Consider the following 25849-nt stretch of genomic DNA (forward strand, 5'->3'; position numbering starts at 1 on the left):
TCTAGGGACGATTAACTCTTTGTTGCTCGGTTTTTACTTAGCCCACTAGGTTACAAACCTCGCGCCGCGATTTAATCGCCCCTAGATTGAACAAATTTCAATCCACAAAGATCAACACGCCCTAATCAATTTGAGGGATTAAACCGCACGATAACATCGTTAGATATTCCTAATACAGAACAACTAAATAACGAAATTTTTGCCTTGTTATCGATACGGTTTTCTTACCTCAAAATAGACAACTTAATTAAGCGAATTGGTATAAATATGGTCAATTGTGTACATAAATTTGGTGGTTCAAGCTTAAGCTCTAGTGAGCGCTATCAAAGCGTAGCTAAAATAATTATTGGGCATACTCAGCCGGGCGACTGTGTTGTGGTGTCTGCTGCAGGTAAAACTACAGATACACTTGTGTCGTTGTGGCAAAGTTATCAGCTGCAAGACACGCAAGCTGTCGCTGATATTTTACTGCAGTTAAATAACCATCAAAGCGATTTAATTGAGCAGTTATTACAAGCTAATTTAAAGCGCTGCGCACTTAGAACACTAAATACCGAGCTTAGTAATATTGCAGAACTTGCTCAAGCTGAGCAGCTAAAAGAGGCTGCGTTACTTGCGCATGGGGAACTGTGGTCAGCACGTTTACTCGCTACTTATTTACAGCAGCTAAATATTGAGGCGTGTGCTCAAGATGCCCGTAGTCTTTTTACCTTAAACGATGGTGAATTAATGCATGCGCAAAATGCGCAGCAATGTCGACAGTCAATTTTACCTAATAAGATAAATGTTGTTACTGGGTTTATTGCCGCCGATACGAAAGGTGAGACCGTAACACTTGGACGCAACGGTAGCGATTATAGTGCAACACTACTTGCAAATTACTGTAATGCTAAGCAAGTATGTATTTGGACCGATACACAGGGTGTGTTTAGCACAGATCCTCGAAAGGTAAAAAAGGCGATTAAGTACGGCAAAATTTGTCGCGGGCAAGCTAATTTATTAGCTCGTTTGGGTAACCCTGTATTACATGCAAAAACACTATCGCCACTTAAAAACACAGATATTAAGCTAGCTGTTCGTAGTAGTTTTGATGTGCAAGCAAGCCCAACAGATATAGTAAAAGAAGGTTCAGCAAAGAAAAAGCGCTTTATAACCACGCTGCAAAATGTTGATTTGTTAATGGTTGAAGGATTAAGTGAAGGTGAGGTCGCAAGCGTTAGTCAGCTTATTCAGCATAGCCTTCATCATTTTAACCATAATGGTGAAGTGTATTTAGTAGTACCGGCTGCACAAACATATCAAGTTATTAATTACTTTGCTGGTAGAGCTAATATTAGTGAGTCAAATTTAAATGGCTGTGCAATTGTTGCCCCTGAGCAAGACGTTAGCGTACTAAAACTGCAAGCTTTAGAGGTATTAGCTAAGCAGACTATAAAGCCGCGTTTTGTGCATCAAGATAATGGTTATGTTTTATTACTAACAGACCAATTTATAGATAGCGATATACAAAGCGCCTTACACGATAAGCTAATCAATAAAGGCCAAGAAATAGCCGTTATAGTTGCGGGCCTTGGCAATGTAGGCGATGCTTTTATTGAGCAGTTATCGGCACAATTTGAGCGTTTATCAGACGACTTTAGTATTAAATTGGTAGCGCTGGTTCGCTCTAAACATATGTTATTTAATGCAAGTGGCATAAATATATCGCAATGGAAAACTCAATGGCAGCATGAGGCGAATAGCTATGAAACTGCGGATTTACTTAATGCGATAAGCGAGCTTGACTACGAACATAAAGTGTTAATTGATATTACCGCAAGTGAGCAGTTTAGCTTCTTATATACAGATTTTGTAGACAGAGATTGTCATTTAATTAGTGCTAACAAATATGCAGGTACAGCACCTACTTCTTGGTATAAAGCACTTCGTAGTAACCTTGGCGAACGTAATTTACATTGGCGATATAATACAAGTGTAGGCGCAGGCTTACCTATCAATTTTGCTTTGGCTGATTTGCAAAATAGTGGTGATAAAATTACGCGTATTGAAGGTGTGTTCTCGGGTACACTTTCGTGGTTATGTAGTAAGTATGATGGTACCACTGCTTTTTCTGAATTGTTATTAGAAGCACAGAAAATGGGGTTCACAGAGCCTGACCCTCGCGAGGATTTATCTGGACGAGATATGCAGCGTAAGTTACTTATTTTAGCCCGAGAGTTAGGTATAGAGCTTGAGCTTGATGATATTAGCTTATCGGCATTAATGCCCGGTGAGCTTGCGCTAGGAAGCTGGGAAGACTTTCTAAACAATAAAGCACAGCTAGATGCGTTCATTGAAGAGCATGCTGATACAGCAAAAGCTAATAACTCAGTACTGAGATACACAGGCCTATTAGATATAACAAAAACTGAAGTTATCGCTAAAGTAGGAATTACGTATGTGCCCAATGGGGATGCGTTAGCAAACCTTACACCTGGCGATAATATTTTTGTAATTAATAGCAAATGGTATAGTGATAACGCGCTTGTGATTCAGGGGCCAGGGGCTGGGAAAGAAGTAACCGCTGCGGGTGTACACTCTGACTTATATTGGCTTGTTCAAAACTTAAAATAAGCGATTATTTAAATTAAAACGGCAGCTTAAATAAGCTGCCGTTTTTGTATTACAGAGGTATTATTAAAATAGCTCTTCTTCGGTTTTTGTGTCTTCTTCAAATATATCGTTTGGCTGAGATAGCACATACTTTGTCGGTGCAGTGCCTTTTTCGAAGTATTCAAAGCGGCTGGTGTAGTCATTTTTGTGGCTTAGCAAACCAGTGGCTAAATCAATACGAATCGAAACAAGCCCTTCAGGTGGCTCAATTGGCGCTTCAGGTGTTCCCTCAAGTGCGGCTTTCATAAATTCAATCCATGCAGGCTGCGCTGTTTTAGCCCCCGATTCAGCACCAGATATTTGGCTGCTATCTAAGTTGTTATTGTACGTAGAACGACCAAGAGCGTTACCTGGGTTATCAAAGCCCACCCACACAGAAGTCATTACTTTACTGTTAAAACCACTAAACCAGGTGTCTACAGAATCGTTAGTTGTGCCTGTTTTACCCGAAAGATCACGACGTTCTAAAGCTTGTGCGCGCCAACCTGTACCACTCCAACCCGTTTTATGGGCCCAACTACCGCCGCCCCAAATACCACTGTGCATTGCATCAGCAATTAAAAAAGCATTCTGCTTAGAAATAATTCTCGGTGCACATTTTTTTGTTGGCTCCACTTCATCACTACTATTATGAAGTGAGAATTCATTATGTGTTGGTAAAGACTCTTCATCACAGGCTAGGGCAGGGTTTGCTTTGAACAATACATTACCGTAAGCATCTTGAATTTCTGAAATAAAGTAAGGTTCAATTAAGTGGCCACCATTGGCAAATGCACTCATCCCACGAGCAAGTTCAAGTGGAGTAATGGAAGCACTACCCAGTGCTAGTGATTCACTGCGATTAATGTCTGAATCTTTAAAGCCAAACTTTAATAAATGATCAGCTGTACGTTGTAATCCAACGCCGCGTAGTAAGCGCACCGAAATAACGTTTTTAGATTGTGCTAAAGCACGGCGAATTCTTATCGGACCATTATATACAGCAGGGCTGTTTTTAGGGCGCCATGCTACGCCTTGGCTTTTATCCCATTGGTTTATAGGAGCATCGTTTAATATAGACGCAAGCGTGTAACCTTTTTCAAGTGCTGCTGAATATATAAAAGGTTTTATATTAGAACCTACTTGACGCTTTGCTTGTACCGCTCGGTTATATTGACTTTGTTCAAAGCTGTAACCACCTACAATAGCTTTAATTCTGCCATCTTGTGGGTCGAGTGACACAATAGCACTTGATGCTTCTGGTATTTGGCTTAGTAAGTAGCTTTCATCTTCATTTTTACGCACCCATATTTGCATTCCTGGCGTTAAAATATCTGTAGCTGCTTTTGGAGCAAAACTTTGGCGGTAACGAGTAATATATTTACGCGCCCATTTTAAGTTATCCCAAGTAAGAGTTGTGCGCTCGCCACTTTTAAGTAATACCGACGCTGTTTTATCATTAACACTAAGCACGGCTGCTGCTTTCAAAGTACCCAACTCATTTACGCTTTGTAATTTATTGAGTATTTGTTGCTCAGTTAAAGCAGGTTGTGTTTCAGGGTCCCATAAAACATCTGTTGGTCCTCTAAAACCATGGCGCATATCGTAATTATGTAAGTTGTTTACAAGTGCGTTTTGCGCTGCTTTTTGAACTTTAGACTCTACCGAGGTGAAAATTTTAAAACCTGAGTTGTAAGCTTTATCTATTCCATAACGCGAGACCATTTCAGCGCGCACCATTTCAGAAATATACGGGGCGTATAAATTTATTTCAGCACCATGAAAATAAGCGGTGATAGGTTGGCTCGTTGCTTCGTTATATTCTTCTTGAGTAATATAATTTTCAGTTAATAAACGCCCTAAAACAACATTTCGGCGTGCTTTTGCACGCGTTGGGTTACGAATTGGGTTTAAAGCTGAAGGGGCCTTCGGTAAACCTGCAATCATCGCCATTTGTGCAAGTGTTAAATCTTTTAACTCCTTACCGTAATAAACTTGTGCTGCAGCACCAATACCAAAAGCGCGATTACCTAATTCTATTTTATTAAGGTAAAGCTCTAAAATTTCGTCTTTTGTTAATACACCTTCAATATGTAGCGCTATAAATATTTCTTTAACTTTACGAATATATGCTTTTTCGCGAGTTAAAAAGAAATTACGAGCAAGCTGCATAGTAATAGTACTTGCGCCTTGTTTTTTCTCGCCGGTAGATATAAGAACAATAGCCGAACGTACAATACCTATAGGATCTATGCCTATATGATCGTAAAATCGATTATCTTCTGTCGCTAAAAATGCATTAATGAGTGTTTGAGGAATTTCATCAATAGTCACTGGAATACGACGCTTTTCACCAAATTGATTGATTAAAAGCCCATCTTTTGTGAATACTTGCATAGGAGTTTGTAATTGCACGTCTTTTAAAACTTGCACGCTGGGGATATCAGGTTTAACGTAGTAATAAAGACTGACCAAAGTGATCAGACCAATTAACACACAAATGATAAAAAATTGTAAAGTTCGTTTTAATAAAATCACTTATATTTCCCTAAATGGACTCCCAATTGCGAGTTTTGACTGCTAGTATATATTGATTAAAAAATGAATAATATTTTTTCAGATAAAAATTATAACTTGTTTATTATTAAAACAAAGGCCAAGTTGAAACATGCTAAGTCAACTATTTCAAAAACCGTCCCCGATGATGGTAGGAATTGATATTGGATCGCACTCTATCAAAGCGGTGCTTTTACGTGAAATTGAAACTGGATTTCGACTAGAAGCACTTGCAATTGAGCCGATGCCAAAAGGTGCGATGAGTGAGCGCACAATTCAAGATATTGAAGCGATTGGTAACGTTATTACAAAATTAAGAAAAAAATTACCGAAGTCGTTAAAATCTGCTGCAGTGGCTGTTTCTGGCCAAACAGTTATTACAAAAGTGATCTTCATGGATGTATCGTTAACAGATGCTGAACTTGAATCGCAAATTGAAATTGAAGCTGATAGTTTAATCCCTTACCCACTTGATGAAGTGAGCCTCGATTTTGAGAAGCTTTCGACGAATGAGGCCGATCCTAGCAAAATGAATGTTTTGCTTTCGGCTGCTCGTACTGAGAGTGTTGAAGCACGGGTGGGCGCTTTAGAAGCCGCAAATTTAGAAGCCAAAATAGTAGATGTAGAAAGCTACGCATTGAGCCGTGCTATGGACGTTTACTATCAACAATTACCTAGCGATGCATTTAATAAGTGTGTGGCTGTGGTCGATATTGGCGCAGTTTTAATGCTTGTGAGTGTTGTGCAAGCTGGGGAAACCATTTATACCCGTGACCAAGTTTTTGGTGGCGATCAATATACAAATAGTATTGTTGCTTATTATAATAAAGGCTTTGATGAAGCCGAAATAGGCAAAACATCAGGTGATTTACCGCCAAACTATACCTTTGAAGTATTAGCCCCTTTTCAAACTTCGTTACTTCAACAAGTTCGCAGAGCTGTGCAAATGTTTTTAACAACCAGCGGTAAAGAGCAAATAGATTATATTGTATTAACGGGCGGTACATCGATGATAAAAGGTATCGACCGATTGCTTATTGAAGAACTCGGTATCCACTCAGTTGTTGCAGAGCCTTTTGTAAATATGGAAATTTCCCCAAAGGTAGACCGTAATATAATGCAGCGTCACAAAACGCAGTTTGCAATTGCAACAGGGTTGGCATTAAGGAGTTTTTCAACATGCCACATATAAATCTACTGCCTTGGCGTGAATCACAACGCGAAGAATCGAAAAAGAAATTTGTAACTATACTTGTTGGTGTCGTTATACTTTGTTTTGCAAGTATGTATTTATTAAGCTCTTTTTATAGTGCTTTAAAAGACGGTCAAAACTTAAAGAATAATTATTTAAGCTCAGAAATTAGCATGCTAGATAAAAAAATAAGTGAAATACGAAGCTTAGATAAAAGAAAGGAAAATTTACAACAGCGTATGAGGCTCATTGAAGAATTGCAAAGCAGCCGTAATTTGGGTACGCAAATAATGGATGAAGTTGCCAAAATAGTACCTGGCGGTGTTTATTTAACAAAATTGGAGCGCAAAGGCAGCCAAATACATGTTTTAGGACGTAGTGAATCTAATAACCGCCTATCAACAATGCTCCGCCAAGTACAAAGCTCATATTTACTAGAGAATCCTTCAATGCAGGGCATTGTTGCAGGCGACCAATCTTCGCGTTTACTTAGTGATTTTAATATGGAATTTTATGTAAAACCATTTGATAAAATTGGTGAGGTTAGCGATGAACCTTGATTTTAAAGCACTGAGTGAAATTGATTGGAATGAAATAGAGCTCGATAACATTGGTGATTGGCCAATTGCTGTTAAAGCAATTTGCTGCACATTTGTTGCGGGCCTTGTATTGTTTTTTAGTTATAGCCTATTAGTTTCTGATGAAATTGACAGCTACCATAGTGCCGTGGCAAAAGAAGTTGAACTACGAACAACTTATCGAACTAAGTATGCAGTAGCGAGCAAGCTTGAAATATATCGTCAACAAATGATTGAAATGGAAGATAAGTTTTCACAGCTATTAAAGCGTCTACCCACTTCGAACGAAACTCCTGGTTTACTTGATGATTTATCATATGTTGGGACAACGAGTGGTCTGACTTTTTTAAAAATAGGTTGGCTGCCAGAAGTTGAGAAAGAATTTTATACCGAGCTGCCGATTAAAATCGAAGTAATAGGTAGCTACCATGAGTTTGGTGAGTTTGTAGGTAAAGTGGCCCAGTTACCCCGGATTGTAAGCTTACATGACTTTTCTATTTTATCATCGGGCGATAAACAGTTAACATTCAGTGTTGTTGCAAAAACATATCGTTATGAAGAAGGGGTTAAAAAATGAAACTCCTTCGCGTAGTACCTTTAGCTATAGCATTTGTTTTAGCGGGTTGTAATGATGACACTTCTGAGCAAAAAGAATTTATTGATCAGGTAAAAGCAAGCACAACTCCAAGGGTTGAGTCGATCCCTGAGCTGACAAAGTTTGAAATATTTGAGTACAGTGCTGGTCAGCTACGCAGCCCGTTTGTAGCGCCTCAGCCTGAGATTATTCAAAATAAACTAACGCAAGTAAAAAACTGTTTGCACCCAGATCAAGAGCGTCGCCGCGAACCGTTAGAGAAATACCCGCTAGATAATTTAGCAATGAAAGGCACAATTGGCTCTAGTGGACAAATATGGGCATTAATTACAGCAACAGATGACACTTTGCACCGCGTAACGGTAGGGAATTATCTTGGAAGTTATGATGGCAAAGTAAAAAGAGTAAGCAACGACTATATAGAATTAGTGGAATTAATCCCTGATGGGTCTGGCTGTTGGAAAGAGCGCCTGACGAAATTAGAAATGTTAGAGGCGGCAACAGATGGCGCAAATTAATAATAAAAAAGGTAAAAATAGGATGCATAAGGATGTACTTTGGCTTCATCGTATTTCACGGACATTACTGGCTGCTGTTGCTTTAGTCACTGTAAACTCAGCCATAGCTGGGCCATTGCTTTATGATGTTCGTTATAATCCATTACTTAAAGGCGAAACTGAATTACAGCTTGTTTTTGATGAAGAGTTAACCTTTGAACCAAAAGTTCAAGTGTTTAATAGCCCAGCCCGAATCGAAATGTTTTTTGATACTGCAGAGTTAGAGGTTGGTTTAAATGATGTTGAAGTTAATCAAGCTGGAATTAGCAGTGTTACTAATGTTTTAACTAACAGTGGTTTAAAGGTAACGGTAAACTTAGATAGATTAAAAATTTATGAGACTGAAGTTCATAACAATTTAGTATCGATACGTGTGTCTGATAACCCTCTTACAGAATCTGAAAATGAAGATGTAGTGATGGATTCAGGTGATGTGAGTGAAAATTACATTAACCGTATCCAGTCAATTGATTTTAGACGTGGTGAGAAGGGTGAAGCAAAAGTACTTGTATTTTTACAAGACACTCAAGCTGCAATTGAAGTCCATGAAAGTGGCGGGAAAATTTACGCTGACTTTCATCACACCGATATTTTAGACGATCTACTTTATGAATTAGATGTATTAGATTTTGGAACTGTTGTCAGTAATATCGAGACTTTTAAAGAAGATGGTTTAAGTCGTGTTGTTATCGAACCTAATGCTCAGTTTACGTTTACGTATCAGCAAATAGATAATATTTTAACGTTGACAGTAGAAAAAGATGAAACGCAAAATGCGTACTTAGATGGTGGGGTTGAGTATCAAGGTCGCCCTATGACCTTAAATTTTCAAGATATCTCTGTGCGTGCAGCACTGCAAATTATCGCGGGTTACAACGACTTTAACTTAGTAACCAGTGATTCAGTAACGGGCAATATAACGCTGCGCCTAGATGGTGTACCGTGGGATCAAGCGCTTGACGTAGTACTACGTATTAAAGGGCTAGATAAGCGCATGGATGGCTCTATATTAATGGTAGCGCCTGCAGAAGAACTTGCAGCACGTGAAGCCAAAGATTTAAAAGCTAAACAGCAAGTTGAAGACTTAGAGCCTCTATATAGTGAATACATCCGATTAAACTATGCTAAAGCCGAAAATTTTGCTGACTTATTAAAAACAGATACAAACAGTATTATAACTGCCCGTGGTAGTGTATCTGTTGATCAACGTACAAATACTTTGTTAGTAAAAGATACTGTTAAGAGTATAGAAAATATTCGTCGCATGATTGAAACGCTCGATATTCCAGTGCAGCAGGTTGTAATAGAATCTCGAATGGTAACGGTACGCGATAACGTTACCGAAGACTTAGGCGTACGGTGGGGCTTTAGTGATCAGGGCAGTAGTGTTGGTATTTCAGGCTCTCTTGAAGGCGCAGAAGGTATTTATAATGCGACATCTACTTCAAATGCACCAAGTATTTCAGACCGATTAAATGTAAATTTACCTATCACTAACCCTGCGGCTAGCATTGGCTTACACATAGCAAAACTGGCTAACGGTACGCTGATTGATTTAGAACTAAGTGCGCTTGAGGAAGAGAATAAAGGCGAGATTATTGCTAGTCCACGTATCATAGCGGCTAATCAGCAAAAAGCCCGAATAGAGCAAGGTACTGAAATTCCTTATACTGAGTCAGCTTCAAGTGGTGCTACTACCGTAAGCTTTAAAAAAGCGGTACTGAGCTTAGAGGTTACACCTCATATAACGCCTGATAATAAAGTTATTTTGGATTTAGTAATAACGCAAGATACTCGGGGTGACACGGTACAAACGGGTACAGGTGAAGCGGTATCTATTGATACTCAAGAAATTCAAACACAAGTGTTAGTCGAGAATGGCCAAACCGTAGTACTCGGTGGTATTTTCCAACAGCAGATCATTAATACTACGAGTAAAGTGCCAATTTTAGGTGACATTCCTTACGTAGGAAGACTATTTAAAACCACAAGTGAGTTTAATGAAAAGCGTGAATTACTTATTTTCGTGACACCGAAAATACAAATTGATTAAAATACAGTGGTTTTATGTTAACCAACGGGTGATTATTTAGATTAATTGCTCGTTATATGGCTTTTTATTCTAATTGACTTGAAATACCCCTGCAATTACTGAGATAATCCCCTCCTTAATTTTGGGGCCAGGTCGTTAGGCGGGGTTTTATTTCAAATTTTAGAGTTTGTTTGTACTAAAAGATATGGCTGAGAAACGTAATATATTTCTAGTTGGCCCCATGGGGGCTGGCAAAAGCACGATTGGTCGTCACATCGCTGACCAATTACACCTTGAATTTGTTGATTCTGATCAAGAAATCGAACGCCGCACAGGTGCAGATATTGCATGGGTATTCGATCTTGAAGGTGAAGAAGGCTTTAGACTTCGAGAAGAGTCTGTTATTGGCGATTTAACCGAGATGCAAGGTATTGTACTTGCTACCGGTGGTGGTTCAGTAATGAGCAAAGAAGTTCGAAACAAGCTTTCGGCTCGAGGTATAGTTGTATACCTAGAGACACCTATAGAAAAGCAAGTTGCACGCACGCAACGCGACAAGCGTCGCCCATTACTGCAAACTGAAGAAGCACCTCGTAACGTACTAGAGCGCTTAGCAGAAGAACGCGAGCCCCTATACAAAGAAGTTGCCGATTTTGTTGTACGTACCGATGAGCAAAGCGCTAAAGTTGTTGCTAACCAAATCATCGAGAAATTAGATTTTTAAAAACCAATAATAAGGAAATAACTAAGCATGCTTAAATTAACAGTTAATTTGGACGAGCGAAGTTATCCTATTTATATTGGGCAATCTGCACTTCAAGATAATGGCCGCCTGGTTCACCACATTGGTGATTGTCGGCCTATCATCATTACTAATGACACAATAGCGCCTTTATATTTACAAGCGTTACTTGACTCATTAGCAGATCAAAATCCGCTATCTTTTATTATTCCTGACGGTGAACAATATAAATCACTTGAATGGTTTGAAAAAATATCAGCATTTTTACTACAAAATAACTGTGGCCGAGATACGTGCTTAATTGCGTTAGGTGGCGGTGTTATAGGTGATCTAACTGGTTTTGTAGCGGCGTGTTATCAGCGCGGCGTACCGTTTATTCAAATACCAACGACAGTGCTTTCACAGGTTGACTCATCGGTAGGTGGTAAAACGGCAGTAAATCATCCTTTAGGTAAAAATATGATAGGGGCATTTTATCAGCCTCAAGCGGTTTTTATTGATACACAAACATTACACACCCTACCAGCAAGAGAGTTTGCAGCAGGTATGGCTGAAGTAATTAAGTATGGTCTGATTTACGATACCGAATTATTTGCATACTTAGAGCGAAACGTAGCTAATTTGCAGCAACTAGATGAAACATGTTTACAGCATATTATTTTTAGATGTTGTGAAATAAAAGCACTTATAGTTGCGCAAGATGAAAAAGAGCATGGTTTACGTGCTTTATTAAACTTAGGTCATACATTTGCCCATGCAATTGAGGCAGAAATGGGCTACGGCGTTTGGTTACATGGCGAAGCTGTTGCAACAGGCATGGTATTAGCAGCTAAACTTGCCAAGACACGCCAAGATTTAAGCGCAAGTGAAGTTGATCGAATTATTAAGCTGCTTGAGCTATATAATTTACCAACAGAAATTCCAAAGCAAATGACTAGCGAGCAGTTCCTAACGCATATGCGTAAAGACAAAAAGAATAAAAGAGGCACTATACGCTTTATTCTACCTACCCAATTTGGCCAGTGTGCATTAGTTGATGATGTTTCTGATGACCAAGTTAGAGACTTAATCGAGCAGTAAATGCAGTCACAAATTTTACCAAGCCGTGCGGCTTTGGTGGATAGAATCGCACTGCAATTTGAGTACGGACAAAATTTAATAGTTTTACTTGGCACATCGGGGCTAGGTAAAAGTTATATGCTCGAAACCTTCATTACAGATAAATACAATGACTTTAATAAAGCGTTTGTGCAAGTAAGTGCACAAATGACTGACGCTCAGCTAATGAGCGATTTATTAGAGCAAAGCTTTAATTCCCCTTTGGTTGATCATAATTTAAGTTTACCTGAAAACTATTACCAGCTGCTTGAGCAACAGCAGTGCGGACCTTGTTTATGGGTGCTTGATGGCGGTAGGCAACTATCTGAAGAGATACTAATTGAGCTTGAGCTGCTTTCTAAAAATAGCCCTAATACGTTGTATATCATAATTGCATCACAGTCTAAACTTGCTTTAAATGACGCTGTCGAAATTTACTTGGAGCCACTAACGCTTCGAGAAAGCAAGATGTTATTGCAGTGGTACTTTACTGATTTACCTTATGATGAAGACCCTGTTTTTAGTACTTTTTTAGCCGAGGCTCATGGAAACCCCAGTTTATTGCTTGCTTGGCAACCTAGCGAGCACATAGCCGATATTATCGTTAAAGATAAAGTATCTTGGCGATTACACTTATTGATTTTGATGTTGTTAATTATGCTTTTAATTATTGGTCTGCTTTATAAGTCTGATATGACGCAGTGGTGGCAACAATATTATCAGCAGGAAGAAACACAAGTCCTAAATACAGCAATATCTGTAGAGCAAGTAAGTGAGCCGGTTATAAAGCAAAATGACTCAGTAGTTACCTTAAATGACCCTGAAGGAGTTGAGCCAGATATTGAGCCTGAGAGCGTACACATTAATGATGTGCCTGCTATCATGCAAAGTCTTACCGAACCTGCAAATACAGTTAAGGTATTAGACAATGCTATTGATAATAGCGCTAAAAACAAAAGCAGTGAAGCAGGTGACGTTGTATCTAAAGCTCTAAAAGTAGAGAAAGTAAATACCGCAGAGCAAACTCAGATCAGCCAAGATAATATTTGGTACATGCAGCAAGCAGATACAAATAGTGTTATTCAATTATTAGCGGTAACTCAGCAGGAAGTTCGCGATAATTTCATTGCTCAATTCAATCTACAGCAGCAAGCACATTCTTACCAAACGAAGCGAAATAATCAAATATGGTGGGTTGTTACATTTGGCAGCTTTGAGAGTATAAACGAGGCAAAATCAGCAATGGATACTTTACCCCCTGGGGTTAGAAAAAATAAACCTTTCTATAAAAAAATTAGTAAAATAAAGCAAGAAATAGCAGTCGTTGATCAGTAAAACACACTGCTTTAGTGTAAAATCGCGCAACACCAGATTGAAGTAAAGAGCCAATGCAGCAAAAAAGTAGAGCCTTCCTTAAATGGGCCGGCGGAAAATACAGCCTAGTTGAAAACATTAATGCGCGATTAAACCAAGCTAGCAAGCATGCTGATACTTTGGTTGAACCTTTTGTTGGTGCAGGCTCTGTGTTTTTAAATAGTGATTTTAAGCACTATATCCTCAACGATATCAATGCAGACTTAATTAATTTATATAAAGAGCTTAAAAGCTCTCCAGATGAGCTTATTAGTGACGCTAAAAAGCTATTTGTTGATTTGAATAATCACGCAGATGCGTATTACGAATATCGTGTGCAGTTTAATCAAAGCCGTGATGTATACGAGCGTTCAATCTTGTTTTTATACATGAACCGCCATGGTTACAACGGACTGTGTAGGTATAATTTAAAAGGCATTTTTAATGTGCCTTTTGGTAAGTATAAAAAGCCTTACTTTCCTGAAAAAGAAATGTATTTTTTTGCTGAGAAAGCACAAAAAGCAACATTCACTTGTTTAGATTACGATGACGTTTTTAAGTTAGTGCCTAACAATGCTGTTATTTATTGCGACCCACCTTATGTGCCATTAAGTAAAACTGCTTCTTTTACGTCATACGCTAAAGGGGGGTTTAATTTAGATGATCAGGCTAACTTAGCTAATTTGGCAGAACAAGCCGCATTTGAAAATAACACGCCTGTGCTTATTTCAAACCACGATACCGTTTGGACGCGTAAAATTTATAGCCAAGCATCGCTTGAACAAATTCAAGTAAAGCGCACTATTAGCCCCAAAGGTGGCTCTAGAAATAAAGTTGACGAGTTGATGGCTATGTATTTAGCACCCAAGCAACCACTGCGTAAATTGCGATAACAAAAGCAACAAATAGTACAATCGCAATTAAAATGATGGATAAAGGGGAGTGTTGTTTAAAATCGACTTGGCGTTTATTTTCAGACTGAACACCAAAAAATGCAGCTAGCACACTTTGCAACGCGCTAAAAAATTGTAGCATTATTTAAAATAAAGGTTTTAAAGAAGGAGCGTTTTTAGAATCTTCAGAACTAGTAAGTAGTTCCAGTAAATCAAGGTAATGAAACTGAGCACTACGGCTATCGCCAGTTAACCACGAAAACCATGATGACTCTTCTTCAGCTTTAATACACGCAGTTAAAGTGTTTTGAGCACTTACCACTTGTGTATTATGACAATTACTCACTGAGCTTAATTCTTGCTCAGAGCTTGAACCAAAGCTAAACGCCCCGATAAGAAGTAATGCCGACGCAATTAATATCCCAATTTTAAAAGCACGCATGATGAAATCCAATAATTTGTTACTTTTTTAATCATAGCAAATACTGGTTAAATATCAAACTTAAAGTTACCTAAAATGGGGGCTATTACGCCATATTACTTGGGTAACATCTTCAATTAAGTTACATTAACGCAATACACTATTTATTGATGGAGTTAATCATGTTTAACCCAGAGCAAAAATATTTAATAGCCCCTTCTATTTTGTCTGCTGATTTTGCAAAGCTAGGCGAAGATGTTGATAAAGTTCTCGAAGCGGGTGCTGATGTGGTTCACTTTGATGTAATGGATAATCACTATGTACCTAATCTCACAATTGGTCCTATGGTGTGTAAAGCACTAAGAGATTACGGTATTACAGCACCTATCGACGTACATTTAATGGTTAAGCCTGTAGATAGCATAATACCTTTATTTGCTGAGGCTGGTGCTTCTATTATTACTTTTCATCCTGAAGCCAGCGAGCACGTCGATCGTACAATACAGTTAATTAAAGATCACGGTTGTAAAGCAGGCTTAGTGTTTAACCCAGCAACAAGCCTAAGTTATTTAGACCATGTTATTGATAAGCTAGATACTATTTTACTAATGTCGGTAAATCCTGGGTTTGGCGGGCAAAGCTTTATCCCTCATACGCTTGAAAAATTACGCCAAGCAAAACAGCGTATTATTGAATCAGGCCGAAATATTCGCTTAGAGGTTGATGGTGGTATTAAAGTCGATAATATTGCAGCAGCGGCTCGAGCGGGTGCTGATATGTTTGTTGCAGGTTCAGCTATTTTTAATCAACCTGATTACAAAGTGGTGATTGATCAAATGCGTGAGCAGCTTGGAAGTGTTAAGTAATGAAGTACGATGTCGCCTTATTTGATTTAGATGGTACTTTGGTTGATAGCGTTTACGACTTGTATATTGCAATTAACCTAACCTTGAGCGATTTTGCTTTTCCTATTGTTAGTCAACGCTTGGTTGAAAGTTGGATTGGTAATGGGGTTGAAGTCCTTGTTAAACGCGCTTTGAGTGGCGATATGCAAGTGAGTGAAAATTTAGATGAGTCACTTAGTGGCAAAGCAATATTACAGTTCTATAAGTATTATGAACAGCAAGTTGGTGAGTATAGTGTTTTGTACCAACATGTAGAAACAGGGCTTGCAGCACTTCGCGGTATGCCTAAAGCATTAATCACTAATAAGTCTCGAATTTTTACAGAGAAACTACTCGAAAAATTGGCACTAACGAGTCATTTTGATGTGGTTGTATGCGGTGACGACATGGCAAAAAAACCATCGCCAGAACCATTGCTATTTGCCTGCAAAAAACTAAATGCGGAGCCTAATAAAGCAATAATGATAGGTGATTCTAAAAGCGATATACTTGCAGCTAAAGCCGCTAATATAGACGTAATTGCACTTAGTTATGGCTATAACCAAGGTGAAAGTCTTGAGGATTATAATCCGCAGTACCTATGCGATAACTTCTTAGATATAATACCTGTTCTAACGCAGCGTTAAATATTATTCATTAAGCAAAATAAAGGAAAATCATGAGTAAACCAGTAGTTTTAAGCGGCATTCAGCCAACCGGTGGTATGACAATAGGCAACTATGTTGGCGCTATTAACCAGTGGCTAAAGTTACAGGAAGACCACGAAAGTTTCTTTATGTTAGTAGACTTACACGCTATTACGGTTCGTCAAGAGCCTGAATTACTGCGCTCTCGAGTGTTAGATGGTATTGCTCTTTATGCGGCATGTGGCATTGATCCTGAAAAATCTGCGTTATTTGTACAATCGCAAGTACCTGAGCATGCACAATTAGCGTGGGTATTAAATTGTTACGCGCAAATGGGTGAGCTTAATCGAATGACTCAGTTTAAAGACAAGTCATCTAAGCACGCAAATAACGTAAACGTGGGCTTATTTTCATATCCGGTATTGCAAGCTGCAGATATTTTATTATACCAAGCTGATCAAGTACCAGTAGGGGATGATCAAAAGCAACACTTAGAGCTGACTCGCGATATAGCCACACGCTTTAATAATTTATATGGCGACGTATTTAAATTACCAGAGCCGTACATCCCTGAGTTTGGTGCACGCGTAATGAGCTTGCAAGATCCACTTAAAAAAATGTCTAAGTCTGACGAAAACCCAAATGGTTACATCATGTTATTAGATGAGCCTAAGCAAATTGTGAAAAAGCTTAAAAAAGCAGTAACTGATTCAGATGAACAAGCACGTATTTATTTTGATCGCACAGAAAAGCCTGGCGTATCAAACTTGCTTACTTTATTGAGTGTTGCAACTAAGCGCTCAATTGAAGACCTAGTTCCTGAGTATGAAGATAAAATGTATGGCCATTTAAAGAAAGATACAGCAGATGCAGTTGTAAATATGATTGAGCCAATTCAAGCACGCTTTAAAGAGATCAGAGAAGATCAAAACCTACTTGATGGCATAATGAAGTCAGGTGCTGAAAAAGCAAGTGTACGCGCTGAGAAAACATTGAAATCGGTATACGATGCGCTTGGTTTTATTCCTCGCGGGTAAGTTTATTAAAATAAAAAAATGCCGCTTGTTAGCGGCATTTTTTATATAGCACATATCAACATGATGGACCCAAATAGAAACAGTAGCGATATAGCTAGTTTGTCTGTTTTATCCATTATTCAGCCCCTCTTACTGTTATATCTGCCGTGCTATCAATATCAACTAAAGAAACTTTATAGCCCTTATTTTCAAGTAAGGTAAGTAAACTATCTTGTCCTGCAAGATGGGCAACTCCAACAAGTACAAACTCATTTTTGTCGTTGTTAAACATGGCTTCTACTTTTGGTAACCAATCATTATTTCTATCTGTAATGATTTGTTTGTAGCTATTCGGATCATTTTGCTGCATATCTTCAAGTGCTACTTTATTTAGGGTGTCTGTATCACCTTTGCGCCAGGCAGCTAAAAGTCCTTTAAACATATCGCCATAGTTGTGAAGCTCGGCTAAGTTACGTTTAATGAAATCGTTTTCGTTGCCTTGACCCATTGTTTTAAAAAGCTCTAACTGAAATTCGATTGTTTCTAAGTAATTTTTTGTTTTGTTATCTTCAGTCGCTTTTTTAGTAAAGTAAGCATCAACCCCTTCACCCATTAAATTTTGCTTTTGAAGCTCCATCGACATTAAAACAATACCAACCATAGCAGGGCGAAAACCATCTAACTTAGCGAGGTTAGCGCCAAACTCGCTAAGCTTATTTTCAAGTGATGCCTTAATCTCGGGTTCAAGTTTTTGACTTAACGTTTCGTTATTTGTATACGATAGTGCGCCTAACATTTGCATTTGTGCATTGGTGTCGGCTGGGTCAGGTAACTGTGCTTCTAAAATAATTGTATCCGCTTGTTCATAAGCATGGTTAAACTCAGCGGGTAGTGGCATTTCGGCTTTAGGTAGTATGTGAACTGTACCGCCAATAAATAGCGAGTCATTACCATTGCTTACTTGCCATACAGAGCTTTGAGCCTGTGCTGTATTTGCTAAAAGACTACAGCTAAGTAATACGCTGGCAGATACTAATTTTTTTGTAAATTTTTTCATGATAATTCCTTTATGTAACTTTTAATTTTATTGTTTTTAGTTCGATAACACAGTGCTGAAATATGCAGTGATTGAGGATGTTACCTTTGAAAGGTTTTTATCAATTTGCGAGTTTATTTTGCTCATTGAAGAGTCAAGCTCAGCTGATATTTTTTCATCTATCGAAGAAAGTAACGTTTGTGTATCAACATTACTTTTTAAAGACTCAGTGGCGTCTATGTTGTTTGTTTCTTGCTGCTTTTTATTAACTGGGTTAATCGCCTCTACGCTTTCACCAATTATGCATTGATTAAAATTGCTTTGAACGTTGTGTTGTTTAGCGTCAGCTGCAATAACTGAAGTTGTATTAAAAGCAGTTGCTAGTAGTAAAGCCGGTAGTACTTTTTTCATTGTGCTATTCATAATTAAACCTTTTATATTTTTAATTGCAGCCAATTTAGAATCACAAATGATTTTTTACTAAGCTGCTTGTTGATGACGGTTTAAAGAATATCGCTGAATTTATTGAGAGTCGCTTATCTAGTTATGAGCAATTAATAGATAAGGTTTTTAAATTAAATAATTGTTTTAATTTAGAGGGTTAGCCTTAAACCTTATAACGCTAATATAAGGTTTAAAATGCTTTTTCTATAAAAGAAAGTGTAGATGTGATACGGTTTATAAAAATAAAAATACGTAAAGACTATGAATTATCAAATCGGACCTTGGCAATTTATTAGTAATCGCTGTGTGATTACTTCAAACCATTTAGAAAGGGAATTAGATCCACTTTTAGTAAAGCTATTACTTCACTTTATAGACAAGCCTCAACAAATTGTTTCCCGCCAAGAGCTTATTGAGAGTGTGTGGCAACAGAGCTTTGTTGATGATAATGCGATTAACCGTGCAATCTCAGAGTTAAGAAAGCAGCTTGCCCACCCAATTGAAAAAGCGCCGCTTTTAAAAACGCATTACCGTAAAGGATATAGCCTAACAGTAATACCTGAGCGTTTAACGCAAGCAAACGTTTTGAAAGAGCCTGTAAACATTTTGCCTGACTCACCGGGTATTTCTGCCAAAAATGAAGAGATAGCTACTGCAACTACTTCTCAACCAGTTCAAAAAAAGAATAGTAAAAATTTTTTGATTTATTCTTTACTCGTCATTATTTGCCTGTGCTCTTTAGTATGGTTTGGGTTGTTTTTTATTAATGCATCTTCTAGCGAAAAGATTAAACAGATCACGGTTAATAAGGTAGCAAGCACGTGGAATATAGGCAGTGAGGTTCACCCTGAGATGTCCTCAGATAAACAATATTTAGCTTATACAAATGTTGAACCTGAAAATGACATAATGCATGCATTTGTAAAGCGACTATCTGATCAAAGGGAGGTTGAAATTACCTATCCTGGCTTTCAAGTATCTATTTTATCGTGGCAGTTAAATCAGCACGCAGTGCTTATACAAGCTACAAACTTAAAACAACAGCAGTGCGAAATGGTACTGGTTGATTTAAGCCAGTTTCCTATTGTTGGTGAGGCTACATTAATTAAAAAGTGTGACCTTAGATACACCGGCTACGCACAAGTAGACGAAAATAGTGAATATATTTATTACACTGAATATAAAAATGAGCAAGATGGCTCAGGTTTATATAAATTTGATTTAGAGTTACTAAAAGAGTCCATTGTTATTCCACCACCAGGTGTAATGTATGGCGTAATAATGCCGCGCTTATCTTCTTCAGGTAATAAAATAGCATATATACTTAGTCAAAAAGGTCAGCCTTTTTCGGTGTTCAGCTACGACTTTTCTACGCGTGAGACTAAGCGGTTATTTAAAGCAAACAAAAGTATAATTAGCTTCGCGTTTGACTGGCTTGCAGACGATAAAGGCGTGATTGTTTTTGAAGACTCTGACCTTTCAACCATTGTGTTTGATGAAAATAATATTATTAAACGCACACTAACGGTTACCCCAGCAATTTCACCTTATTATATTGCAGTTCAATCTGCTAATAGCCTCTTTTACTCAGCAAATAAAACACAAGCATTTTCGTTAATTAAAGCGACTAATCTTTTTAGCGATGTTCCTGAGTATGAAGCACTCTACAAAAGTGATGAAGACGACTACCACATTGTAGAAGTCATTAATGAGAAAGGGCCAGCGCATATTTTTGTATCCGAGCGCTCTGGCAGCAGTCAGTTGTGGTTATCTCAAAATGGACTTACAAAGCAACTTAGTAACTTTACTTATGAAGGGAAATCTACCTTTGCTATTGGCGGGCTAAGAGTATCGAGTAAGCAAGATCGTGTTTTATTAAGAGTTAATAGCGATATTGCATTTTTTGACGTTATGTCGAACAAACTCTATACCATAGCTGAGTTTAAAGGGCGAAAAATACTAAACTATGTATGGTCTAAAGATAATGAAAGTATAATTTATTTAGAGCGAAGTGGTTCAGAAAACCTATTTGCTCAGTTTAATTTATTAACGCGAGACACAACTATATTAGAGGATGTTAAAGCCAATAAATTAATTTCAGGCGCTGACGGTACTAATTATGCAATTACTAATAATCAGTTAATTAAACTATCAAATAAACAGAGTTGGGAATTACCCAAAGACGCGCGACAAGCACAACTTTTTGCTATTAATGATAATTACCTTTACTACTCTGATGCGATTTCAAGAGTTGCTCGGCTTAATTTAGAAGATAAAACAGTAAAAGATGTGCACGTGGATTTTAAACCCATCGCATTTTTTATTAGTGATAACAATCAAATTTTCTTTACAGAATCAAAATATAAAGACATGCAAATAATACAGATAAGTTGGAATAACTAGGGTCTGTTGAGCTTTCAAGGTTAAATTTGCAGCAGTGTGTTGTTTTTCTTTAATAACATTTTCGATTGTTATACCAATTCGCTTAATTAAGTGATCTATTTTGAGGATGGAAAAACGTGTTGGTAGCTAGGCAAAAAGTTCGCTATTTAGTTGTTCTCGGCAATAGCTCCTGCATTGCTCTACCTTCTGCATCCATGCAGTCGTAAATGAGAATTTTTTAACACAGGTAGCGACACGTTTAGCCCCGCAAAATGATTAAGTATTATTGCGGATTGGTATTATGTTGATAAAAGAAAAATTAGAGCCAAAAAATAGCGAGAAGTGAATCTTCTCGCCATTTTTAATTAAGTGTAATCTCTAGGGTTAAATAACTTTAGTGCCGATTGATTTGTAACAACCGAACCTCTATTTATTTAATAGAGGTTTTAAGTAATGCCCAGTATGTGAATGCTCACACTCAGCTACTTCTTCTGGCGTACCTGCAATGAGTATTTCACCACCGCCAGCACCGCCTTCAGGTCCTAAATCAATAACCCAATCTGCTGTTTTAATAACATCGAGGTTGTGCTCAATAACGACAATTGTATTGCCGTGATCGCGCAAGCGATGAAGTACAACAAGCAGCTGTTCAATATCAGCAAAGTGTAGGCCGGTTGTGGGCTCATCTAATATGTAGAGTGTTTTACCTGTATCACGTTTAGAAAGCTCACGTGCAAGTTTTACACGCTGAGCTTCACCACCTGAAAGCGTGGTAGCGGCTTGACCTAAGCGGACATACGATAAACCAACGTCCATTAGGGTTTTAAGCTTGCGGGCAATAGCCGGTATTTTGTCAAAATACTCATGCGCGTCTTCAACAGTCATCTCAAGTACTTGGTGTATGTTTTTACCTTTGTATTGGACTTCGAGCGTTTCACGGTTATAGCGTTTGCTCTTACACACATCACACGGTACATACACATCAGGTAAAAAGTGCATTTCAACTTTAATTAAGCCGTCACCTTGGCACGCTTCACAGCGTCCGCCTTTAACGTTAAAGCTAAAGCGACCTACTTTGTAGCCACGTGAGCGCGCTTCTTGTGTACCTGCAAATAATTCACGAATGCCGGTAAATATACCTGTGTAGGTTGCCGGATTTGAACGAGGAGTACGACCAATTGGGCTTTGATCAATATCGATCACTTTATCAAAATGATCTAAACCGCTAATTGATTTATACGGTGCCGCTTCGGCAGTGGTTGCGCCATTTAGCTCTGTATGAGCAAGTTTAAATAAAGTATCGTTTATTAGCGTTGATTTACCTGAGCCCGATACACCTGTCACACAGGTCATTAAACCAAATGGGATTTTTAAATCCACATTTTTAAGGTTATTACCCGTTGCGCCAAATAGCTCTAGCCATTTGTCGTTCGTTGGGTGACGCTCTTTTGGTATTTCTATTTTACGTACGCCTGATAAAAATTGGCCCGTAACAGACTCTTTGCTTGCTAAAATATCGTCGCGCGTACCTTGTGCAATAATATGCCCACCATGAACACCCGCACCTGGACCAATATCAATAATATGATCAGCGGCTCGAATTGCATCTTCATCGTGCTCTACCACAATAACGGTGTTACCTAAGTCGCGTAAATGGATTAGTGTTTGTAGTAAGCGGTCGTTATCGCGTTGATGCAGCCCAATAGATGGCTCATCTAGTACGTACATTACACCTACAAGACCGGCACCAATTTGACTGGCTAAGCGGATACGTTGAGCCTCACCACCTGATAATGTATCGGCGCTACGTTCAAGTGATAAATAATTTAGGCCAACGTTAATTAAAAACGATAAGCGGTCGCGAATTTCTTTTAATATTTTTTCAGCTATTTGGCCTTTTTGTCCGGTTAACTCTAAACCTTCAAAAAATTCCATGGCTTCACCAATACTCATGCATGTGATTGCAGGTAAGTTGGTTTGTCCAATAAATACATTTCGAGATTCTTCGCGTAAGCGTGAGCCATGACAGCTAGGACACGCTTGGCTTGTTTGGTATTTAGCAAGTTCTTCGCGTACAGAGTTTGACTCGGTCTCGCGGTAGCGGCGATTCATGTTATTTAAAACGCCTTCAAACTCATGGTTACGCGTAATCAAATCGCCACGGTCGTTACGGTAATTAAACGCAATTTTAGTGCTACCAGAGCCATCTAAAATAATTTTTTTCGATTCGCTGTCTAAATCTTGATAAGGCACGTCTAAATCAAAATTGTAATGATCTGCAACCGCTTGCAGCATTTGATAGTAATAAAAGCTGCGTTTATCCCAGCCTTTAATTGCACCGCCAGCAAGGCTTAACTCTGGGTTATGCACTACGCGATTAGGATCAAAATATTGGCGTATACCTAAGCCATCACAGGTTTGACAAGCACCAGCTGGGTTATTAAACGAAAACAAACGCGGCTCAAGTTCAGTCATTGCATAGCCACAAGTAGGGCAGGCAAAATTTGCTGAAAATAGAATTTCTTCAGCGCTGCTATCGTCCATGTATGCTACATGTGCAACGCCATTAGACATTTCAAGTGCAGTTTCGAATGATTCTGCTAAGCGTTGTTGTAAGCCATCTTTTACTTTAAATCTGTCTACAACAACTTCTATTGTATGTTTTTTATGAAGCTCAAGTGTTGGTGGATCAGACAAGTCACATACTTCACCGTCTATACGGGCGCGAATATAACCTTGGCTAGATAGCTGTTCTAATAACTTAACATGCTCACCTTTACGCTCTTTTACTATTGGCGCAAGCAGCATTAATTTACTACCCTCAGGTAGAGCCAAAACAGTATCTACCATTTGGCTAACGGTTTGCGCAGCAAGTGGTAAATCATGTGTAGGACATCGTGGTTCGCCAACGCGGGCAAACATAAGTCGTAAGTAATCGTAAATTTCGGTAATAGTACCTACGGTTGAACGCGGGTTATGAGACGTTGACTTTTGCTCAATAGAAATGGCAGGAGAGAGGCCTTCGATGTGATCCACATCAGGCTTTTCCATGAGCGATAAAAATTGTCTTGCATACGCAGAGAGTGATTCAACATACCGGCGTTGCCCTTCTGCATAAAGTGTATCAAATGCAAGTGATGACTTCCCCGAACCAGATAGACCAGTAATAACTATTAATTTATCACGTGGAATGGTTAGGCTGATGTCTTTTAAATTGTGCGTGCGGGCGCCTCGGACTTCAATGTTTTCCATGCTATCTCGTTTATTGCCAAAATTATTTACTCAGTATCGCATAATACGAAGCAATATTAATCCTTGATCAATGAAAAATCCTTACTTATAGGCGATTAATTATTGCCAAGCTTATGGTAGAATCCCAACCTCAATTTTTCATAGAGTAAGATCACGCAGATAATGACCGCATCTTCACTTAATTCACGAGAAAAACGCGCCGCTGTATCACTAGCGAGTGTGTTTGCATTTAGAATGCTCGGCTTGTTTATGCTGATGCCTGTATTGGCTATTTATGGACAATCGCTTGAAGGTTTTTCGCCTATTTGGATTGGTTTTGCCATTGGTGCGTATGGTTTAACGCAAGCTGTATTACAAATACCTATGGGTCGATTATCCGATAAGATTGGTCGTAAAAAGGTTATTGTTGGTGGCTTAGTTGTATTTGCTATTGGCTCTGTAGTTGCTGCATTAGCTGACTCTATCCAAATGGTTACCGTAGGCCGTGCTTTACAAGGTATGGGCGCAATAGCCAGTGCACTACTCGCGTTTGCTTCAGATTTAAGCCGCGATGAGCAACGACCAAAGGTAATGGCCGTTATTGGTATGAGCATAGGAATGAGCTTTGCCTTTGCTATGCTACTTGGGCCAATTGTTGCAGCTTCATGGGGTATTGCAGGTGTATTTTGGTTGACTGCTATTTTAGCTGTCTTTGGTATATTTATAGTGACCATGCTAGTGCCAAATGCGGTAAATAAAGCGCCCAAAGGCGATACATTAGCAAGCTTCAGCGACATTAAAAAATTAATTAAACACCCTCAGTTAGCACGATTAAATGCAGGTGTATTGTTATTGCATTTAACGCTAACCACAATTTTTGTGGTACTGCCGAGTCAATTAATTAAAGATGGCTTGGTTGCCGACCATCACTGGTATTTGTATATTCCAGTGCTATTTTTAGCATTTTTATTAATGGTACCAATAATGATTATGGCCATTAAAAAAGAGAAAGAAAAACAAGCATTTATTGGCTCGGTAGCCTTGTTAACTATTAGTATGTTAGCAATGTCGGTATGGGTTAATAGTGTAGTAGGCATTGCTGTGTGTATGCTGCTTTATTTTGTGGCGTTTAACTTTTTAGAAGCCACTATGCCTGCGCTTGTATCGCGAATAGCACCTGCAAGCCAAAAAGGTTCAGCAATGGGAGGCTACTCATCTAGTCAGTTTTTAGGCGCCTTTTTAGGCGGTATGTTAGGTGGCTATGTAGCACAAACTACAACGACGCAAGCTGTGTTTGCGGCAGCGGCACTTGTTGGGTTAATATGGCTTATTATTGCGTGGAAAATGCAAGTCCCACCCAAAAGTAAAGTTATTAGTTTAATGACCAAATTAGATTCTGAAGAGCATGCTCAAGTACTTGCTTCTCAGTTAGTTGCTTTACCAGGTGTAATAGAAGCAACTGTAGTTCGCGATGAAAGTCGCAGCTATTTAAAGATTAATGATAAAGAATTTGACCTAGACCAAGCGCGTAAAGTCGCTGGTTTAATCTAACATTTATAGG

The 25849-nt window shown here is 38.6% G+C and carries 21 protein-coding genes; 15 read left to right on the top strand and 6 right to left on the bottom strand.

From position 1 onward, the window contains the following. The first annotated feature begins 267 nt into the window (after window positions 1–267). Window positions 268–2613, top strand: a complete 2346-nt coding sequence (metL, locus tag H5122_RS05210) for a bifunctional aspartate kinase/homoserine dehydrogenase II (RefSeq protein WP_182682473.1) — start codon at window positions 268–270, stop codon at window positions 2611–2613. A gap of 63 nt (window positions 2614–2676) precedes the next feature. On the opposite strand, the gene H5122_RS05215 is transcribed toward metL, so the two are convergent. Then, window positions 2677–5169, bottom strand: coding sequence for a penicillin-binding protein 1A (locus H5122_RS05215; RefSeq protein ID WP_182682474.1), 2493 nt, complete (start codon window positions 5167–5169; stop codon window positions 2677–2679). 130 nt (window positions 5170–5299) lie between these two features. On the opposite strand from H5122_RS05215, the gene H5122_RS05220 reads away from it, so the two are divergent. From H5122_RS05220 to H5122_RS05260, 9 genes are all read left to right on the top strand, one after another. Then, window positions 5300–6379, top strand: coding sequence for a pilus assembly protein PilM (locus tag H5122_RS05220; RefSeq protein ID WP_024596029.1), 1080 nt, complete (start codon window positions 5300–5302; stop codon window positions 6377–6379). Then, the gene (locus H5122_RS05225) at window positions 6367–6939 is read left to right on the top strand and encodes a PilN domain-containing protein (RefSeq protein WP_002958376.1); all 573 of its coding nucleotides are present in this window, start codon (window positions 6367–6369) and stop codon (window positions 6937–6939) included. The genes H5122_RS05220 and H5122_RS05225 overlap by 13 nt, the downstream gene beginning before the upstream one ends. After that, window positions 6929–7534 (top strand): type 4a pilus biogenesis protein PilO, encoded by a 606-nt coding sequence (locus H5122_RS05230; RefSeq protein WP_024596028.1) that lies wholly within the window; start codon window positions 6929–6931, stop codon window positions 7532–7534. Before H5122_RS05225 ends, H5122_RS05230 begins: the two co-directional genes overlap by 11 nt. Continuing rightward, window positions 7531–8070, top strand: a complete 540-nt coding sequence (locus tag H5122_RS05235; RefSeq protein WP_039485843.1) for a pilus assembly protein PilP — start codon at window positions 7531–7533, stop codon at window positions 8068–8070. Before H5122_RS05230 ends, H5122_RS05235 begins: the two co-directional genes overlap by 4 nt. Next, window positions 8057–10162, top strand: coding sequence for a type IV pilus secretin PilQ (locus H5122_RS05240; RefSeq protein ID WP_182682475.1), 2106 nt, complete (start codon window positions 8057–8059; stop codon window positions 10160–10162). The genes H5122_RS05235 and H5122_RS05240 overlap by 14 nt, the downstream gene beginning before the upstream one ends. 184 nt (window positions 10163–10346) lie before the next feature. Beyond that, a complete protein-coding gene (gene aroK, locus H5122_RS05245; RefSeq protein ID WP_004589350.1) occupies window positions 10347–10865 on the top strand; it encodes a shikimate kinase AroK in 519 nt (172 codons plus the stop codon). A gap of 27 nt (window positions 10866–10892) precedes the next feature. Continuing rightward, the gene (gene aroB, locus H5122_RS05250; protein WP_024596026.1) at window positions 10893–11963 is read left to right on the top strand and encodes a 3-dehydroquinate synthase; all 1071 of its coding nucleotides are present in this window, start codon (window positions 10893–10895) and stop codon (window positions 11961–11963) included. After that, window positions 11964–13316, top strand: a complete 1353-nt coding sequence (locus H5122_RS05255; protein WP_182682476.1) for an SPOR domain-containing protein — start codon at window positions 11964–11966, stop codon at window positions 13314–13316. Between the two features lie 53 nt (window positions 13317–13369). Further along, window positions 13370–14227 carry a Dam family site-specific DNA-(adenine-N6)-methyltransferase gene (locus H5122_RS05260; protein ID WP_002958383.1) on the top strand — a complete coding sequence of 286 codons (858 nt, stop codon included), beginning with the start codon at window positions 13370–13372 and terminating at the stop codon, window positions 14225–14227. Here the strand turns inward: H5122_RS05260 and H5122_RS05265 are convergent. Continuing rightward, entirely contained in the window at window positions 14184–14369 is a 186-nt protein-coding gene (locus H5122_RS05265; RefSeq protein ID WP_002958384.1) for a DUF2970 domain-containing protein, read from the bottom strand. The genes H5122_RS05260 and H5122_RS05265 overlap by 44 nt on opposite strands. Before the next feature lie 3 nt (window positions 14370–14372). Beyond that, window positions 14373–14669 carry a hypothetical protein gene (locus H5122_RS05270; protein ID WP_002958385.1) on the bottom strand — a complete coding sequence of 99 codons (297 nt, stop codon included), beginning with the start codon at window positions 14667–14669 and terminating at the stop codon, window positions 14373–14375. A 161-nt stretch (window positions 14670–14830) separates the two neighbouring features. Here H5122_RS05270 and rpe point away from each other — a divergent pair, with 161 nt between their 5' ends. From rpe to trpS, 3 genes are read left to right on the top strand one after another with little or no spacing between them, the layout of a single operon-like run. Continuing rightward, window positions 14831–15514 (top strand): ribulose-phosphate 3-epimerase, encoded by a 684-nt coding sequence (gene rpe / locus H5122_RS05275; protein WP_182674135.1) that lies wholly within the window; start codon window positions 14831–14833, stop codon window positions 15512–15514. After that, the gene (locus tag H5122_RS05280; RefSeq protein ID WP_024606487.1) at window positions 15514–16179 is read left to right on the top strand and encodes a phosphoglycolate phosphatase; all 666 of its coding nucleotides are present in this window, start codon (window positions 15514–15516) and stop codon (window positions 16177–16179) included. The genes rpe and H5122_RS05280 overlap by 1 nt, the downstream gene beginning before the upstream one ends. A 32-nt stretch (window positions 16180–16211) precedes the next feature. After that, window positions 16212–17216: a tryptophan--tRNA ligase gene (gene trpS, locus H5122_RS05285; protein ID WP_002958388.1), complete on the top strand. Its 1005-nt coding sequence runs from the start codon at window positions 16212–16214 to the stop codon at window positions 17214–17216. Window positions 17217–17331: 115 nt separating this feature from the next. Here trpS and H5122_RS05290 read toward each other — a convergent pair whose 3' ends face one another. Next, on the bottom strand, window positions 17332–18252 hold the full coding sequence (locus tag H5122_RS05290) for a TraB/GumN family protein (RefSeq protein WP_182682477.1): 921 nt from the start codon (window positions 18250–18252) through the stop codon (window positions 17332–17334). 36 nt (window positions 18253–18288) lie between these two features. Then, window positions 18289–18654: a hypothetical protein gene (locus H5122_RS05295; protein ID WP_154903930.1), complete on the bottom strand. Its 366-nt coding sequence runs from the start codon at window positions 18652–18654 to the stop codon at window positions 18289–18291. Between the two features lie 282 nt (window positions 18655–18936). Between H5122_RS05295 and H5122_RS05300 the strand changes: the two genes are divergently transcribed. Then, complete coding sequence (locus tag H5122_RS05300) at window positions 18937–21078, top strand: winged helix-turn-helix domain-containing protein (RefSeq protein WP_182682478.1); 2142 nt, start codon at window positions 18937–18939, stop codon at window positions 21076–21078. Window positions 21079–21483: 405 nt separating this feature from the next. Here the strand turns inward: H5122_RS05300 and uvrA are convergent, their stop codons facing one another. Next, window positions 21484–24309, bottom strand: coding sequence for an excinuclease ABC subunit UvrA (gene uvrA / locus H5122_RS05305; protein ID WP_182671045.1), 2826 nt, complete (start codon window positions 24307–24309; stop codon window positions 21484–21486). A 162-nt stretch (window positions 24310–24471) separates the two neighbouring features. Here uvrA and H5122_RS05310 point away from each other — a divergent pair, with 162 nt between their 5' ends. Further along, window positions 24472–25839 (top strand): MFS transporter, encoded by a 1368-nt coding sequence (locus H5122_RS05310; RefSeq protein ID WP_182671044.1) that lies wholly within the window; start codon window positions 24472–24474, stop codon window positions 25837–25839. Window positions 25840–25849 lie beyond the last annotated feature (10 nt).

Origin of the sequence: Pseudoalteromonas sp. SG43-8, assembly GCF_014164245.1 — a bacterium.
Classification (GTDB): Bacteria; Pseudomonadota; Gammaproteobacteria; order Enterobacterales; family Alteromonadaceae; genus Pseudoalteromonas; species Pseudoalteromonas distincta.